Consider the following 16,093-nt stretch of genomic DNA (forward strand, 5'->3'; position numbering starts at 1 on the left):
ACTGGTTTAAAAAGGATTTTTATTCCTAGATGTTAAACTTTAATTAGAAAGACTAGGAAATAGAAAAATGAGTAAAAAGAGAGTAACGTATACAGCTGATTTTAAAGCTAAAGTAATTATAGAATTACTAGAAGGTGATAAGACAGTTAATGAGATAGCGAGTAAATATGACTTACTCCCTAAAAACGTACACAATTGGAAGCAACAATTTTTATCTAATGCTTGTATGGCATTTGATAAAAGCTCTGTAGTTAAAGAATATAAGCAAGAAATAGATGAGCTTAAAAAAGAAAAAGATGCTACGAGTAAAAAACTTGGAGAAGTTATAGTTGAGAGAGATTTTTTGATGGGAAAGCTAAAAAGCTTGGTATCATCAAATGATAGAGTAAAGTCTATAGATACTAAGCTAGATTTATCCTTAAACAATCAGCTTAAACTATTATCCGTATCAAAGACTTTGTACTACTATACTCCAATAGCAAGATTTAGTAGTGCTGCTAATATTAAACTATTGAATACAATAGATTTGATACATACCAAGCATCCGTATTATGGTACAAGAAGATTAGTGAAATTATTAAATAGATTGGGCTTTTTAGTTGGTAGAAAATTAATCAAAAGTGCAATGGAGTTTATGGGTATTAAGGCTTTGTATCCTAATAAGAAAAAGACAACCACTATTAATAAGCAACATAATAAATATCCATATTTACTTAATGCATTTAAGAATGGCTTAAATCAAGTGGTCATAGACAAAGCTAATAAAGTTTGGAGCGCTGACATCACCTATATTAGGTTAGAGAATGGTTATGCATATTTAGCTGCTATAATAGATTGGTATAGTAAGAAGATATTAGCTTGGAAGCTTTCTAATACTATGGATACATTGCTAACAACGAGTGTGTTAAATGAAGCATTATTAAAATATGAAAAACCTGATATTTTTAACTCTGATCAAGGAGTCCAATATACTGCTAAAGAACATATTAAAATACTATCTGATAGAAATATACAGATCTCTATGGATGCTAAAGGAAGATCTATAGATAACATTGTAATTGAAAGATTTTGGAGAACATTAAAATATGAAAACGTTTATCCATCATCTTATAGAACAATGAATGAGGCAAAGCTAGGTATTAAAGAATATATTGAGATTTATAACAACGAAAGAATGCATTCAAGTATTGGATATATGACGCCTGATGAAGCATATTCTGGTATTTTGAAAGTTGCATAATAAGGAAGGAATAAAAATATCTTATAAATTGGTATTGACTAACAGGGACAGTTTAAAAGGTATTGGCGATAAATCAGCGAGTATACTTTTATCGCATATTGGCAATGTAAATGATTTTGCTAATGCTGATAAATTAGCTTCCTATTTTGGAATAGTACCTAGAGTTTCTAACTCAAATGAGACAGAGAAAACAGGTAGGATAACTAAGAGAGGAAATAAGCTTGCGAGGACTACGTTAGTTCAGTGTACATTGATAGCTATTAGATATAGTAGTTATTTGGGAAGTTTTTATAAGAAGATAAAGCAAAAGAAATCAGCTGGAAAGGCAATTATTGCGACTGCTAGAAAGTTTCTTAAAACGATTTATTTGACTATAAAAAATAATTGGATCTTCGAGGATTTTGGGATCTATAAAATTAAAAATGTTTAACAATAGAGTTGAAATTTAACATAGGAGTTGAAGATGTTAGGGTTAATATATTCTATATATAGAAAATTATTTGCAAGGAGATGCTTTATAAAGCTTAATAAATTTCTATATTATTGTTCAATAAGAGGGTTAGGTATTTATAATTATGAAAATATGAATGTATCTGGAGAGAATAGTTTTATTCAAAAAATAATAAAAAAAAATGCGATAGGGAAAAAAAAATTTGTTGTATTTGATATAGGAGCTAACAAAGGAGAATACACAAAATTTTTAGCTGAGAATATAAGCAACTCCAGTATTTTTGCATTTGAGCCTCACCCCTTAACTTTTAAAGTATTATCTAAAAAATGTTCATGTTTGAACGATATAATATTATTTAATTGTGCATTAGCTGCTGAAAAAAGTATATTAAAGTTATATGATTATAAGTCCAAAGACGGTTCCTCACATGCTAGTTTAAGTTCAAAAGTATTTACCGATGTACATGGTTCAAAAACGATATCTCATCAAGTAGATGTTACAACTGTAGATTTAATTTGTGAAGAAAATAATATCAAAAGAATAGACTTATTAAAGATAGATGTAGAGGGATATGAACTAGATGTGTTAAGAGGTTCGAAGAGAATGATTCAAAGCGATCTAGTAAAATTTATCCAATTTGAGTTTACACAGCTTAATACTAGTACAAGGGTGTTCTTTAAAGATTTCTGGGAAATACTTTCTAAGAAGTATAGAATTTATAGGCTTTTACCCAATTCTTTATTAGAAATTAAAGAATACAATCCATCAGATAATGAAATTTTTGGATATCAAAATTTTATAGCAATACACAAGGATGTAAAAAATGCAATATAAAGTAAATTTGAAAGACATGTTTCTATTTGAATTTAAAAGTTTTCTAGGAAGAAAGTTTATGAATAATAGTCCACGATTAAACGATGGCATTAACTACTTAAATCTTGGTGCTGGTGAAAATTATATTGACGGATATATAAATGCAGACTTTTTCTACGGATTTAAATTCTGGAAAAAAAATAGTTTGAAAAGAGAATGGAAGTTAGATCTTAGATACCCACTTAAGTGTAGTGATAATACATTTGATGGTGTCTTTACAGAGCATACTATAGAACACCTTTATCCAGATGATGCTAAACGACTTTTAAAAGAAATTTATAGAATATTAAAGCCAAGCTCGATTATTCGCATAACTGTACCTGACCTAGAAAAGTATGTTGATTTCTATAATAAAGAATATAATGATATTGATGTGAGAGAATTTCAAAAAAGGTATAAGACTGGATGTTGTGGGATAAGAAATATGACACAGAATTATTTTCACTTTTCAGTGTGGGATTTTGAAGAAATAAAAAAATATTTAGAAGATGTTGGTTTTAGGGATATAAAGAAGATGAAATATGGTACTACGCAAGATGAGAAGCTCAATTTGGATTTAAAAGATAGAGCTTGGGAAACTTTATACGTTGAAGCGAGAAAATAATTATATAATATTATGAAAATAACAATAGTTGGCTTAGGTTCCATGAACAAAAAAATTGAATAAAGCAGTTAAGTATATTTAAATAGTTTTGTGAAACAAAAAAACATACTTAACATATATGGAATATTACATATCAGAAACAAATTGGTCAACTATTTTAACTTTTCTAACAGCTCAAAAAGGATTGCATACAAAAGATATAGTGGTACGGTTTTTTCGGACAGGTAGCTAAGAAGGTAAAATAGGTGTCTTCGATAAGAAAAGGAGACATAAATGAAGAAGAAAAAATCTCATATAGCTAACCACGTATAAAAGTAGTATACTATTTTTTATTTACTCTTATGGCATATTCACATCACTTTATAAAAAAGGTATTAAAGCTAAAATCAGAAGGTGTTAGCTTTTTAAAATTATCAAATAGATTTAATATTAGCGTTAGAAGTATCCAAGAGTGGTTAAAAGGTAATTTACCTAAAGGTACAAGAAATAAGCCTAATACCAAACTTGATTTAGTTAAGTTAAAACAAGATAAACTGTCCCTGTTAGTCAATACCAATTTATAAGATATTTTTATTCCTTCCTTATTATGCAACTTTCAAAATACCAGAATATGCTTCATCAGGCGTCATATATCCAATACTTGAATGCATTCTTTCGTTGTTATAAATCTCAATATATTCTTTAATACCTAGCTTTGCCTCATTCATTGTTCTATAAGATGATGGATAAACGTTTTCATATTTTAATGTTCTCCAAAATCTTTCAATTACAATGTTATCTATAGATCTTCCTTTAGCATCCATAGAGATCTGTATATTTCTATCAGATAGTATTTTAATATGTTCTTTAGCAGTATATTGGACTCCTTGATCAGAGTTAAAAATATCAGGTTTTTCATATTTTAATAATGCTTCATTTAACACACTCGTTGTTAGCAATGTATCCATAGTATTAGAAAGCTTCCAAGCTAATATCTTCTTACTATACCAATCTATTATAGCAGCTAAATATGCATAACCATTCTCTAACCTAATATAGGTGATGTCAGCGCTCCAAACTTTATTAGCTTTGTCTATGACCACTTGATTTAAGCCATTCTTAAATGCATTAAGTAAATATGGATATTTATTATGTTGCTTATTAATAGTGGTTGTCTTTTTCTTATTAGGATACAAAGCCTTAATACCCATAAACTCCATTGCACTTTTGATTAATTTTCTACCAACTAAAAAGCCCAATCTATTTAATAATTTCACTAATCTTCTTGTACCATAATACGGATGCTTGGTATGTATCAAATCTATTGTATTCAATAGTTTAATATTAGCAGCACTACTAAATCTTGCTATTGGAGTATAGTAGTACAAAGTCTTTGATACGGATAATAGTTTAAGCTGATTGTTTAAGGATAAATCTAGCTTAGTATCTATAGACTTTACTCTATCATTTGATGATACCAAGCTTTTTAGCTTTCCCATCAAAAAATCTCTCTCAACTATAACTTCTCCAAGTTTTTTACTCGTAGCATCTTTTTCTTTTTTAAGCTCATCTATTTCTTGCTTATATTCTTTAACTACAGAGCTTTTATCAAATGCCATACAAGCATTAGATAAAAATTGTTGCTTCCAATTGTGTACGTTTTTAGGGAGTAAGTCATATTTACTCGCTATCTCATTAACTGTCTTATCACCTTCTAGTAATTCTATAATTACTTTAGCTTTAAAATCAGCTGTATACGTTACTCTCTTTTTACTCATTTTTCTATTTCCTAGTCTTTCTAATTAAAGTTTAACATCTAGGAATAAAAATCCTTTTTAAACCAGTATTTTTTTCTAGGGACATTATAGCTATAGTGGTACGGTTTTTTCGGACAGGTAGCTAAGAAGGTAAAATAGGTGTCTTCGATAAGAAAAGGAGACATAAATGAAGAAGAAAAAATCTCATAGTGCTGCATTTAAATATGAGGTATCAGTTGTAGCCATAAAAGGTGAATTAACCCAAGCTCAAATCAGTAGTAAATACGAAATTCACTCTAGCCAGATTACAAGCTGGAAGAAGCAGGCTTTAGAGAGCATAAAACAACTATTTTCAGGTAAACTTCCGCCAGGTAAGCAAGATTTATTAGACGAAAAAGAAAAATCAAAGCTATACGAAGAAATTGGTAGGCTCAAAGTGGAGCTTGACTGGATGAAAAAAAAATCTAATTTTGAGTTGTAGGGATAAGAAAATGTTAATAGAACCAAATAATCCAGATATCTCAATAGTCAGACAGTGTCAACTTTTGGGCTTAAATAGATCAGTATATTATTATCAGTATAAAGGTATAGATGAGCATACTGAAAACTTAATGCGTCTAATAGATGAGCGTTATACAGCAAGGCCACATGAAGGCTCTAGAAAGATTATGGTATACCTAAATAACCTTGGATACGATGTTACTCGAAATCAAGTAAAATACTTGATGGATAAAATGGGTTTACAAGCTATATACCCAAAGCCAATCACAAGCGCAAAATCTAGACAAGAACATATTATATATCCATATCTACTAAATGATATTTGTGTTTACTACCCTAACCAAGTATGGTGCTCAGATATAACATATATTCGTATGAAACATGGGCATATATATCTTGTAGCAATAATGGACTGGTATAGTAGGTATGTAATTGATTGGCAGTTGAGCATTAGTTTAGAAGCAGAATTTTGTATTGATACTCTTAAGAGAGCTTTAGCTAGTAGTAGCTGTGGTATTTTCAATACAGATCAAGGAGCACAGTATACTTCAAACGCTTGGATAAATACCTTGCTAAATAAAGGTATCTCAATTAGTATGGATGCTAAAGGTAGATGTTTTGATAATATATTTATTGAGCGTCTATGGAGAAGTGTTAAATACGAATGTATATACCTAAAAGAATTTGAGTCAGTAGCTGAAGTTAGGGAAGCTCTGACTGATTACTTTGAATATTATAATACTGATAGATATCATCAAAGTTTAGAATATAAGACTCCTGCTGATGTGTATTTTAGTAAAGTTAAAATAGAAAATATTTTTGATAATTTGACATCTATTTTTTGACTAAATACTGTCCGAAAAAATTCACCACTATAGACTTAGTGTTATATCCACAATATTGATGAATTTAAATTAACCTCAGATCTTATAATTACCAATAGATTCGATGATGTACTTTCAGATGTGATAGATAAGGTCTATACTAGATGTATTTTTAGGAGAGATAATTAATTCTAATCATGAAGAAAGTATTAGTAACTGGTGGAGCAGGTTTTATTGGTAGTCATCTTTGTCAAAGGCTTAGTGAAAAGACAAATATCGAAGTTTATAGCTTAGATAACTATTTTACAGGTAGTAAACCAAACCATATTAAAAATGTGACTTATATCAGAGGTAATACTAAAGATATAGACAAATTAATCAGCTTCAAACCGGATATTATTTATCATCTTGGTGAATATTCAAGAGTAGAGCAAAGCTTTGATGATATCGAAAAAGTGATTGATTTTAATAAGTTGGGAACTTTTTCAGTTTTAGAATTTGTTAGGAAAAATAATTCTAAACTAATATATGCTGGTAGTAGTACTAAATTTGGTGATGATGGCAATAATTCTAATGCTAGTCCATATGCTTGGAGTAAATCATCAAATACATTACTTGTTGAAAATTATGCAAAATGGTTTGACATTAATTATGCAATCACTTATTTCTATAATGTATATGGTTCAAGAGAGATAAGCACTGGTAAATATGCAACATTGGTAGCTTTATTAAAAGAGAAAATGAGAAAATGTGAGCCTCTTACTGTCGTATCACCTGGAACTCAAAAAAGAAATTTTACTCATATTGATGATATTATCGATGCTCTATTATTAGTAGGTGAATTAGGCTATGAGATGAGTATGGTATAGGTAGTGATGAAGCTTTTAGTGTTTTAGAAGTTGCTAAAATGTTTGGAAGTCATATTGAAATTTTACCAGAAAGGCTCGGGAATCGTATGAGTGCTAGAGTAATAAGTGACAAAACAAAATCACTTGGATGGCAGCCAAAAAGAAAACTCAGAGATTATATAGAAGAATGCAGAAAAAATAATTGGAAATAAAATGAGTATAGTAGAAAAATTCATTCCACCATATCCGCTTAATACACCAGTATTGTTTTTAGTATTTAATCGGCTTGATAATACAAAGCAAGTATTTGAAGCTACCCGACAAGCAAAACCACCAAAACTTTATGTAGCGTCAGATGGCGCAAGAAAGTCTAAAGGTGGAGAAGCAGAAAAAGTTCAAAAAGTTCGTGATTACATTATGAGTAGCATTGACTGGGATTGTGAAGTTAAAACTCTCTTCCGAGATGAAAACTTGGGCTGCAAAATAGCGCCTAGTGATGCAATAACTTGGTTTTTTAAGAATGAAGAAATGGGTATTATCTTAGAAGATGACTGCTTGCCAAGTCAGAGCTTTTTTTGGTTTTGTGAAGAGTTGTTGGATAGATATAAGGATAATAAAAAAATAGCTCAAATTAGTGGTAATAACTTTCAAAATGGTAAACAACGTGGAAATGGAGACTATTATTTTTCAATCTATAATCATATATGGGGTTGGGCTAGTTGGGCTGATCGTTGGATTGATTATGATAGAGAATTAACTAATTTTGATAATGTTTGTTTTATTAAAAATATATTTGATGATTCAAGAATTAGAAAATACTGGGAAAATATATTTAATCTAGTTAAGTCTAAAAAGTTAAATACTTGTTGGGACTATCAATGGACTTTTATAAATTGGAGAAAACAAAGGTTAACAATTTTACCAAGAGTCAATCTTATATCAAATATAGGTTTTGGAGCAGATGCTACTCATACAAGTCAAGAAAATAGACTTAGTAACATGCATAGATATGAGCTTATTATAAATAAACATCCAACTGATATAAGGTCAGATAAAAAGGCTGATATTTACACATCTAAAGTAATTTTTCTTAAAAGAAATATTTTTGTAAGAGTGATACGTAAGATAATGAAAATAGGTAATAAAAAATGAACTGCCCATTATGTGATACTGAAAATATTAAAAAGCTAGAAAAAATAGATAAGAAAAGTCTAATAGGTCTATATAAGAAAGCTACTGGCGAAGATTTTAGCTATTTAATTTCACAAGATATAGACTTTTGCGAATGTAATAACTGTAAGCTCAGGTTTTATGATCCGTTAACAACAGGAGATGAAAAGTTTTATAACTCTCTTCAGAAGTTTGAATGGTACTATTTGGACGATAAAGAAGAGTATGTTTATGCAAAAGATTACATTAGTTCTACAGATAGGGTTCTTGAGGTAGGTAGTGGCAAAGGTGCTTTCGCAAAGCATATTGATACAAAAGACTATGTAGGATTAGATTTTAGTAGGCAAGCTAAAAATATGGCTCAGCAGAATGGTATAGTAGTTGAGAATGAATTAATAGAAGATTATGCTGAGAAACATCCACATGAGTTTGATGTAGTTGTTAGTTTTCAAGTTCTAGAGCATGTATCTAATCCTAAACAGTTTATTGAATCGAAGATTAAAACTCTAAAAAAGGGTGGTAGGTTAATAATAGCTGTCCCAAGCGAAGATTCTTTTTTAAAGTATGCTACAAATGTAATCCTTAATATGCCTCCTCATCATGTTACAAGATGGAGTGATACCACATTTAAATATATAGCAGATATTTATAATCTAACGATTGAAACAATCTATCATGAAAAAGTTCAAGATGTGCATAAGTCTTGGTATTTAACTACTTTAATAGCTAATTCAATATCTGCTAACAAAATAATCAATACTTCATTTTTTTACAAGTTTAAAAATAAATTTGCTGGTTTGATTGGAAGATTTTTGAGTAGAGGATTAAAAAATGAAATGTTACCAAATGGTCTATCTGTTTTAGTAGTTTTGAAAAAGGTTTAGAATTATGAAAATGTTGAATATAGCATGTGGTAGTAAGTATCATAAAGACTGGATAAATATTGATTTTGATGCAAGGTCAAAAGGAGTTAAGAAGGTAAATATCTTAAATGGATTACCATTTGAAACTAATTATATCAATGTCATATATATCAGCCATTTCTTAGAGCATTTAAATCAAGATCAAGCTGATTTCGTTTTAAAAGAAAGTTTTAGAGTTCTAAAAGAAAATGGAATTATAAGGCTTGTTGTTCCAGATTTGGAAAATGTTTGTCAAGAGTATTTAAGAATTTTAAACTTAGTAACTCAAGATAAGAAATATGAGAAAAATTATGAATGGATTACGGTGGAACTACTAGATCAACTTGTTAGAAATAAACGTGGTGGTAGAATGGGCAATATGTTTTCAAAAGTATCTCAAACAAAAGATAAGTATATTGCAAATTATATTCTAGAAAGAACAGGTGATGATCTTCTAAAAGAGAGTAAACCTAGTAGAAGAAAAATTACATATGACAAAATAAAAAATAAGTTACTGTATTCTTATTTGAAATTAGTACGCTTACTTGTACCAAAGGACTTAAGAGATTTAGTATTTGTAAATACATCAATAGGTGAAAGACATCAATGGATGTATGATAAATACTCCTTAAGTAAAAAACTATTTGATTTGGGATTTAAAAATATAGAGATTAAAAGCTACAATGAGAGTAGTATAGTTAATTTTAATAACTATTTTTTAGATATAAAAAAAGATGGTTTACCATATAAAGGCATGGGTTCTCTATACATAGAAGCTAAGAAATGAAAATCCTAATAGTTAATACCTCAGATATTCAAGGTGGTGCAGCAAGAGCTGCGTATAGATTACACAGATCACTACTGGATGCTAATATTGATAGTCAGATGTTAGTTCAAAGTAAAGCTAGTGATGACTATACTGTTATTACAGAAAATAGTAGATTAAGAAAGTATATAAATAAGCTTCGTCCTATCATAGATGGTTTGCCTGTTAGAAAATATAAAAATAGAACAAAGACATTATTTAGCTCATCATGGTTTGGGTTTAATAATATTGCTACAAAGATAAACAAAATAAATCCTGATATTATCCATTTGCACTGGGTTAATGGAGGAATGTTAAAAATAGAAGATATAGCTCGCATAAAAGCTCCCATAGTTTGGTCGCTTCATGATATGTGGGCTTTTACAGGTGGGTGTCATTATGATGAAGAGTGTCAAGGTTTTTTAAAAGGATGTGGTAACTGTAAAGTTCTGAGAAGCAGTAGTCAAAATGATCTTAGCAAAAAGGTGTTTAAACGAAAACAAAAAACTTTTAATATCAAAAAAGATATCACAATAATAGGCTTAAGTAGTTGGCTCAATGAATGCTCTAAAAACAGTACACTTTTAAAGACTAAAATTCATATAAATTTACCAAATCCGATAGATACGGATATATTTAAACCATTTGATAAAGACAAAGCTAGAGAGTTATGGAATCTGTCAACAGGTAAAAAGTTAGTTCTTTTTGGAGCAATGAGTGCTACAAGTGATCCACGAAAAGGCCTCAAAGAGTTAAATGAAGGTATGACAAAAATGCAACAATCTAAAGATATAGAGTTGGTAGTGCTTGGAAGTACTAAACCACAAAATGCGCCTAATCTTGGGTTTAAAACACACTATTTAGGAAGTTTGGCAGATGACGTAAGTTTAGTTACCTTATATAGTGCAGTAGATGTGACGGTAGTACCAAGTTTACAAGAAAATTTATCAAATACGATAATGGAAAGCTTATCTTGTGGTACTCCAGTTGTTGCTTTTGATATTGGTGGTAATAATGATATGATTGACCATAAGAAAAATGGATATTTAGCAAAACCTTTTGATAGTCAAGATTTAGCTAATGGTATAGAGTGGATTTTAGCTAATGATAACTATGTATCTTTATGCAAAAATGCTAGATATAAAGTTTTAAGAGATTTTGATAGTAAAGTTATTGCTAAGAAATATATACAATTATATAAGGAAACTTTAGGCAGATGAAAAAAGCACTCATAACAGGTATCACAGGCCAAGATGGTAGTTATTTGGCTGAGTTTTTACTTGAGAAAGGCTATGAAGTTCACGGTATAAAAAGAAGATCTTCATTATTTAATACTCAAAGAATAGATCATATTTACCAGGACCCTTATACTGAAAATCGTAGATTTAAATTACATTATGGTGATCTTACTGATAGTACAAATATAATTAGAATTATAAAAGAAATACAACCAGATGAAGTTTATAACTTAGCGGCACAATCTCATGTTGCGGTTAGTTTTGAGTTGCCTGAATATACTGCAGATGTCAATGGCTTAGGAACACTAAGGATACTAGAAGCTATTCGATTGCTAGGTCTAGAGAAAAAAACTAAGTTTTATCAAGCATCAACTTCGGAGTTATATGGATTAGTACATCAGATACCACAATCAGAAAAAACTCCATTTCATCCTCGCTCACCATATGCAGTTGCAAAATTGTATGCATATTGGATTACAGTTAATTATCGTGAGGCTTATGGGATATATGCTTGTAATGGTATTTTATTTAATCATGAATCGCCAAGAAGAGGAGAAACATTTGTAACGCGTAAGATAACTCGAGGATTAGCAAATATTGCTCAAGGCTTAGAAAAATGTTTATATATGGGTAATATCGATGCACTTAGAGATTGGGGGCATGCTAGAGACTATGTGCGTATGCAATGGATGATGCTCCAACAGGATAAACCGCGAGATTTTGTAATAGCTACAGGTAAACAAATTAGTGTGCGCGAGTTTATCAAGCTTTGTGCAACAGAGATTGGTATAGAGCTAGAATTTAGTGGCAAGGGCTTAGATGAGATTGCTAAGGTAGTATCAATAACAGGTGATAAAGCACCAGCGTTAAGCGTAGGAGATATTATACTAAGAATTGATCCAAGATATTTCAGACCAGCTGAAGTGGAGACGCTTTTAGGAGATGCTACAAAAGCTAAGTTAGAGCTAGGTTGGGAGCCTGAAATCTCATTGCAACAGATGTGTAAAGATATGATAGATGAGGATCTCAAAGAGGCAAGAAAACAGGCGTTTTTGCAGGCTAATGGTCATAGCGTAAGTTTTTCTCTAGAGAGTTAGTATGAAAAAGATATTTGTAGCAGGGCATAATGGTATGGTTGGTTCTGCAATAGTTCGGCAATTACAGAATAATAACAATATAAAAGTTGTAGTAAAAGGTAGAAAAGAATTAGATTTGTTGAGTCAGAAACAGGTTTATGATTTTTTTCAGCGTGAAAAAATAGATGAGATTTATCTGGCAGCAGCTAAAGTTGGTGGTATCCATGCTAATAATCAATATCCAGCTGATTTTATTTATGAAAATCTAATGATTGAAGCTAATGTTATCCATTCTGCGCATATGGCAAATATTCAAAAACTTTTGTTTTTAGGCTCATCATGTATTTACCCCAAATTAGCTAAGCAACCGATTAGTGAGGATGCGTTATTAACAGGAACTCTAGAGCCTACTAATGAGCCATATGCAGTTGCTAAAATAGCTGGAATCAAGCTTTGTGAAAGTTATAATAGACAATATGCTAGAGATTATCGCTCAGTAATGCCAACTAACTTGTATGGAATTAATGATAATTTTAATTTACAAAATGCTCATGTTGTACCAGCGCTTATTAGAAAGTTTCATGATGCTAAACAAAACAGCCATAAGCAAGTTCAGGTATGGGGTTCAGGTAAACCGATGAGAGAATTTCTATATGTTGATGATATGGCTAGTGCCTGTATTTATGTTATGAGTATTGATAGAGATTTTTATGCAAAATTTACAGATCCAATGTGCTCACATATTAATATCGGCACAGGTATCGACTGTAGTATAAAAGAGCTAGCAGAGCTTATCTCTAAGGTCGTCGGTTTTAATGGTGATATTATCTTTGATAAAACAAAACCTGATGGTACGCCAAGAAAATTACTTGATGTAAGTAAAATTAATAAGCTAGGTTGGCAAGCCTCTATTTCTTTAGAGCAAGGGCTTAGAAATACTTACAATTGGTATTTACAAAACCAAAATAATTTTAGAAATTAAACAATGCTGCGTAAAGGTTAGATAATGTCACAAATTGATCAAAAGATAAAATTTAGTGTAATTACTGTTTGTTATAATTCAGAAAAAACTATACAAAGAACTCTACAAAGTATCAAAGATCAAACTTATAAAAATATTGAGTATATTGTTATTGATGGCGGTTCAACTGATAAGACTCTAGAAATTATTTCGAATTACAAAGATATAGTAGATATATTAATCTCAGAACCAGATAATGGTATCTATGATGCTATGAATAAGGGTATAAAACTAGCAACTGGAGATTACATAGGTTTCTTAAATTCTGATGATTATTATACAAATGATATTTTTGAGATTTATGCTTCTGCTCTAAAAGATAAAAGTAATATTTCCTATATTTATGCTAATGTTTTTGTTGTTAGTGATAACTGTATAAGATCTGATTTTGCGATACCTAGGATAGTTAATAAAGTCTATCAAAATATGCCATTATGTCATCAGAGTTTATATGTAGATAAAACTATAGCAAAACAGCTAGCCTTTGATACTAATTACAAAATCGTTGCAGATTTAGATTTTTTTAATCGGCTAATTAAGCTTAATAATAATTATATATACATAAACAAGGAAGTTTGCTATTTCTTAGCTGGCGGAATCAGTTCAGCTTCAGTAATGTCAGAGTTTGAAAATAGAAGAGTAGCTTTAAGTAATGGCAGAAATTATATTTTAGCTAATTTGCATTTTAGTTATAAATTATTAAGAATTTATTTATATCAATTAGCAGGAAATACTAAAATATATAACCGGATTAAAAACTATTTTTTGAAAATAAAATATAAGAGTAAAGTATGAGTCAGTTAATATCTATAATCATACCAATATACAATACTCAAGAATATCTAAGTAGATGTTTAGAATCTGTTATTAATCAAACATATAAAAATTTAGAAATTATACTTATAAATGATGGATCAACAGATAGCAGTCTATCAATTTGTGAAAAATATAAATCTAAAGATAATCGGATTGTATTGCTAAACCAGCAAAATTCCGGGCAGGCATTAGCTAGAAATAGTGCTTTAGATATGGCAAAAGGCGATTATATAGCATTTATAGATAGTGATGATTGGGTTAGTTTAGACTATATTCAAGCATTATATAATCATGTTTTTAGCTATTCAGCAGATATCTCTATATCAGCAACGGTTGGATGTAATAAGCAAATAAAGGCAGCTAAAATTATCCTTAATATTATAAGTATTTTTGATAACAATAATTCTATAATGAAGGCTTTCTTATCAAAAAAATTATCATCAATGGCATGCGGAAGTTTGATTAGTCGTAAACTCATAGATAATTATCGTTTTAGAAATTTTATAGCATATGAGGATTTAGATTTTTTTTACAAAATTTACTCTCAGGCTCAAGTCATAGTCAAAGATAATAATGTACGTTATTTTTATTATCAGCGTGATGATGGTATTATGGGAACTAACAGATTAAATTTCTCTTTACAGCATTTGCAAGCGTTGAAGAGTGTTATAACAGATTACGAAAGTTTTTTTATTGAAAAATATTCGCAGTTTGGTGGTTTAATTTATATGAATATTTTAAGACATCTTGTAGATAATTTTTCAGAAGCAGCAGCACGAAAAAATATTTTAGCGAATGATATTTTAGCGCTTTATAAAACTTTATACCTAAATTGTATAAGTAGAGGATTTAAGCTTAGTTTACCATATAAGTTATTTTTCTACTTTCCTAATCTAGTTGCAAAATGTTATTTGAAAGCGAAAAAGATTAAACTCTCACTCAAAGAAAAAAAGAATTACTAAAAGTTAATTATGCTAAAATTATTAATAGATACACGCTGGCAAGGCAAACATGGAATAGGTAGATATGCTTGTGAAATAATCAAATATTTACCACAGAATTTTATTGCTACCTCCAAGCATATAAAACCATTTTCTCTAAAAGATTTGTTTTATCTAAGTTTTTTGATTAGAAAGAAGGATATTCAAGGCTATTATACTTTTGCTGCTAATGTTCCATTGCCTATATTTTTAAGAGCAAATAAACCAATACTTATAACTATCCATGATCTTATACCTATTACATCTAAATATGAGAGTAGCTTTATAAAGAAAATCTATTTTGAAAAAATATTAAAGCCGCTCATTAAAAGAGAAAATGTCAAAATTATCACAGTTTCAAACTTTTCAAAAAATCAAATACTAGCATGGTCAGGCATCGACAGTAATAAAATTACAGTTGCTTATAATGGCATATCATTAGCTTTTGATTATAAGCCAACTACACTTAAACAAAAATATTTTTTATATATTGGTAATAGACGTCCTCATAAGAATATTGAGATAATATTTAGGGCATTTAAAGACTTTCAATATTATGATGAGTATAAGTTAGTATTCTCGGGAGAAATGGATCATAATCTGCGAGATTATGCTCAGAAATATAATATTTGCCTTCCAAAGATACAAACTATAGGATTAGATTCTAATGATGAGCTTTTAGCTAAATATTATCAATCAGCAACAGCGACGATACTACCTTCTTTTGAAGAAGGGTTTGGTTTACCTTTAGTTGAGTCTATGGCGTGTGGTACGCCTGTGTTAGCTTCTAAAATAGAAGTTTTACAGGAGATAGCAGCACAGGCAGGATTGTATTTTGATCCTTATTCACCAGCTGAGCTACTAGAGAATATGCAAAATATTGTTGATGATAAATTTTTATATAGCCAAAAAGTAGCACAAAGCTTACAACGAGCAAAACAATTTAGCTGGGATAAAACAGCAAGTATTGTCGAAGATGAGCTTAAAAAGCTTAGTTTATTATAGAAA

General features: G+C 30.0%; 15 protein-coding genes and 2 pseudogenes. 16 read left to right on the top strand and 1 reads right to left on the bottom strand.

Translation table 11 applies throughout. The features are described from left to right. The first annotated feature begins 67 nt into the window (after positions 1–67). From CGC45_RS03085 to CGC45_RS03105, 5 genes and pseudogenes are all read left to right on the top strand, one after another. Positions 68–1,240, top strand: a complete 1,173-nt coding sequence (locus CGC45_RS03085; protein WP_071628911.1) for an IS3 family transposase — start codon at positions 68–70, stop codon at positions 1,238–1,240. 40 nt (positions 1,241–1,280) lie between these two features. Further along, positions 1,281–1,670: pseudogene (locus CGC45_RS08995) on the top strand (transposase); the annotation flags it as partial. Positions 1,671–1,703: 33 nt separating this feature from the next. Then, positions 1,704–2,525, top strand: coding sequence for an FkbM family methyltransferase (locus tag CGC45_RS03095; RefSeq protein ID WP_071628913.1), 822 nt, complete (start codon positions 1,704–1,706; stop codon positions 2,523–2,525). Positions 2,526–2,583: 58 nt separating this feature from the next. Next, positions 2,584–3,168, top strand: a complete 585-nt coding sequence (locus tag CGC45_RS03100; protein WP_162790172.1) for a class I SAM-dependent methyltransferase — start codon at positions 2,584–2,586, stop codon at positions 3,166–3,168. A gap of 341 nt (positions 3,169–3,509) precedes the next feature. After that, entirely contained in the window at positions 3,510–3,731 is a 222-nt protein-coding gene (locus CGC45_RS03105) for an IS630 transposase-related protein (RefSeq protein WP_071628915.1), read from the top strand. A gap of 21 nt (positions 3,732–3,752) precedes the next feature. Here CGC45_RS03105 and CGC45_RS03110 read toward each other — a convergent pair whose 3' ends face one another. Continuing rightward, positions 3,753–4,925: an IS3 family transposase gene (locus CGC45_RS03110; protein ID WP_071628911.1), complete on the bottom strand. Its 1,173-nt coding sequence runs from the start codon at positions 4,923–4,925 to the stop codon at positions 3,753–3,755. Between the two features lie 166 nt (positions 4,926–5,091). Here CGC45_RS03110 and CGC45_RS03115 point away from each other — a divergent pair. From CGC45_RS03115 to CGC45_RS03170, 11 genes and pseudogenes are all read left to right on the top strand, one after another. After that, positions 5,092–6,250, top strand: a protein-coding gene (locus tag CGC45_RS03115) for an IS3 family transposase (RefSeq protein WP_114702041.1) whose coding sequence is annotated in 2 segments (ribosomal slippage) — positions 5,092–5,367 and positions 5,369–6,250 — 1,158 coding nt in all. Because the reading frame shifts where the segments join, the coding sequence is not laid out codon by codon here. Between the two features lie 176 nt (positions 6,251–6,426). Beyond that, entirely contained in the window at positions 6,427–7,098 is a 672-nt protein-coding gene (locus CGC45_RS03125; RefSeq protein ID WP_198150412.1) for an NAD-dependent epimerase/dehydratase family protein, read from the top strand. Positions 7,099–7,290: 192 nt separating this feature from the next. Further along, on the top strand, positions 7,291–8,229 hold the full coding sequence (locus tag CGC45_RS03130) for a nucleotide-diphospho-sugar transferase (RefSeq protein ID WP_114702042.1): 939 nt from the start codon (positions 7,291–7,293) through the stop codon (positions 8,227–8,229). After that, a complete protein-coding gene (locus CGC45_RS03135; RefSeq protein WP_071628919.1) occupies positions 8,226–9,131 on the top strand; it encodes a class I SAM-dependent methyltransferase in 906 nt (301 codons plus the stop codon). Before CGC45_RS03130 ends, CGC45_RS03135 begins: the two co-directional genes overlap by 4 nt. Positions 9,132–9,135: 4 nt before the next feature. Beyond that, complete coding sequence (locus CGC45_RS03140) at positions 9,136–9,936, top strand: class I SAM-dependent methyltransferase (RefSeq protein WP_071628920.1); 801 nt, start codon at positions 9,136–9,138, stop codon at positions 9,934–9,936. Beyond that, positions 9,933–11,174 (top strand): glycosyltransferase family 4 protein, encoded by a 1,242-nt coding sequence (locus CGC45_RS03145; protein ID WP_071628921.1) that lies wholly within the window; start codon positions 9,933–9,935, stop codon positions 11,172–11,174. Before CGC45_RS03140 ends, CGC45_RS03145 begins: the two co-directional genes overlap by 4 nt. Further along, positions 11,171–12,289 (top strand): GDP-mannose 4,6-dehydratase, encoded by a 1,119-nt coding sequence (gene gmd, locus CGC45_RS03150; RefSeq protein ID WP_071628922.1) that lies wholly within the window; start codon positions 11,171–11,173, stop codon positions 12,287–12,289. Before CGC45_RS03145 ends, gmd begins: the two co-directional genes overlap by 4 nt. Position 12,290: 1 nt before the next feature. Next, positions 12,291–13,250: a GDP-L-fucose synthase gene (gene fcl, locus CGC45_RS03155; RefSeq protein WP_071628923.1), complete on the top strand. Its 960-nt coding sequence runs from the start codon at positions 12,291–12,293 to the stop codon at positions 13,248–13,250. A 24-nt stretch (positions 13,251–13,274) separates the two neighbouring features. Continuing rightward, the gene (locus CGC45_RS03160) at positions 13,275–14,084 is read left to right on the top strand and encodes a glycosyltransferase family 2 protein (protein ID WP_071628924.1); all 810 of its coding nucleotides are present in this window, start codon (positions 13,275–13,277) and stop codon (positions 14,082–14,084) included. After that, positions 14,081–15,074 (top strand): annotated as a pseudogene (locus tag CGC45_RS03165) (glycosyltransferase family 2 protein). Before CGC45_RS03160 ends, CGC45_RS03165 begins: the two are co-directional and overlap by 4 nt. Before the next feature lie 2 nt (positions 15,075–15,076). Next, complete coding sequence (locus tag CGC45_RS03170; RefSeq protein ID WP_071628926.1) at positions 15,077–16,090, top strand: glycosyltransferase family 4 protein; 1,014 nt, start codon at positions 15,077–15,079, stop codon at positions 16,088–16,090. Positions 16,091–16,093: the final 3 nt, after the last annotated feature.

This window comes from Francisella opportunistica (genome assembly GCF_003347135.1).
GTDB lineage: Bacteria > Pseudomonadota > Gammaproteobacteria > Francisellales > Francisellaceae > Francisella > Francisella opportunistica.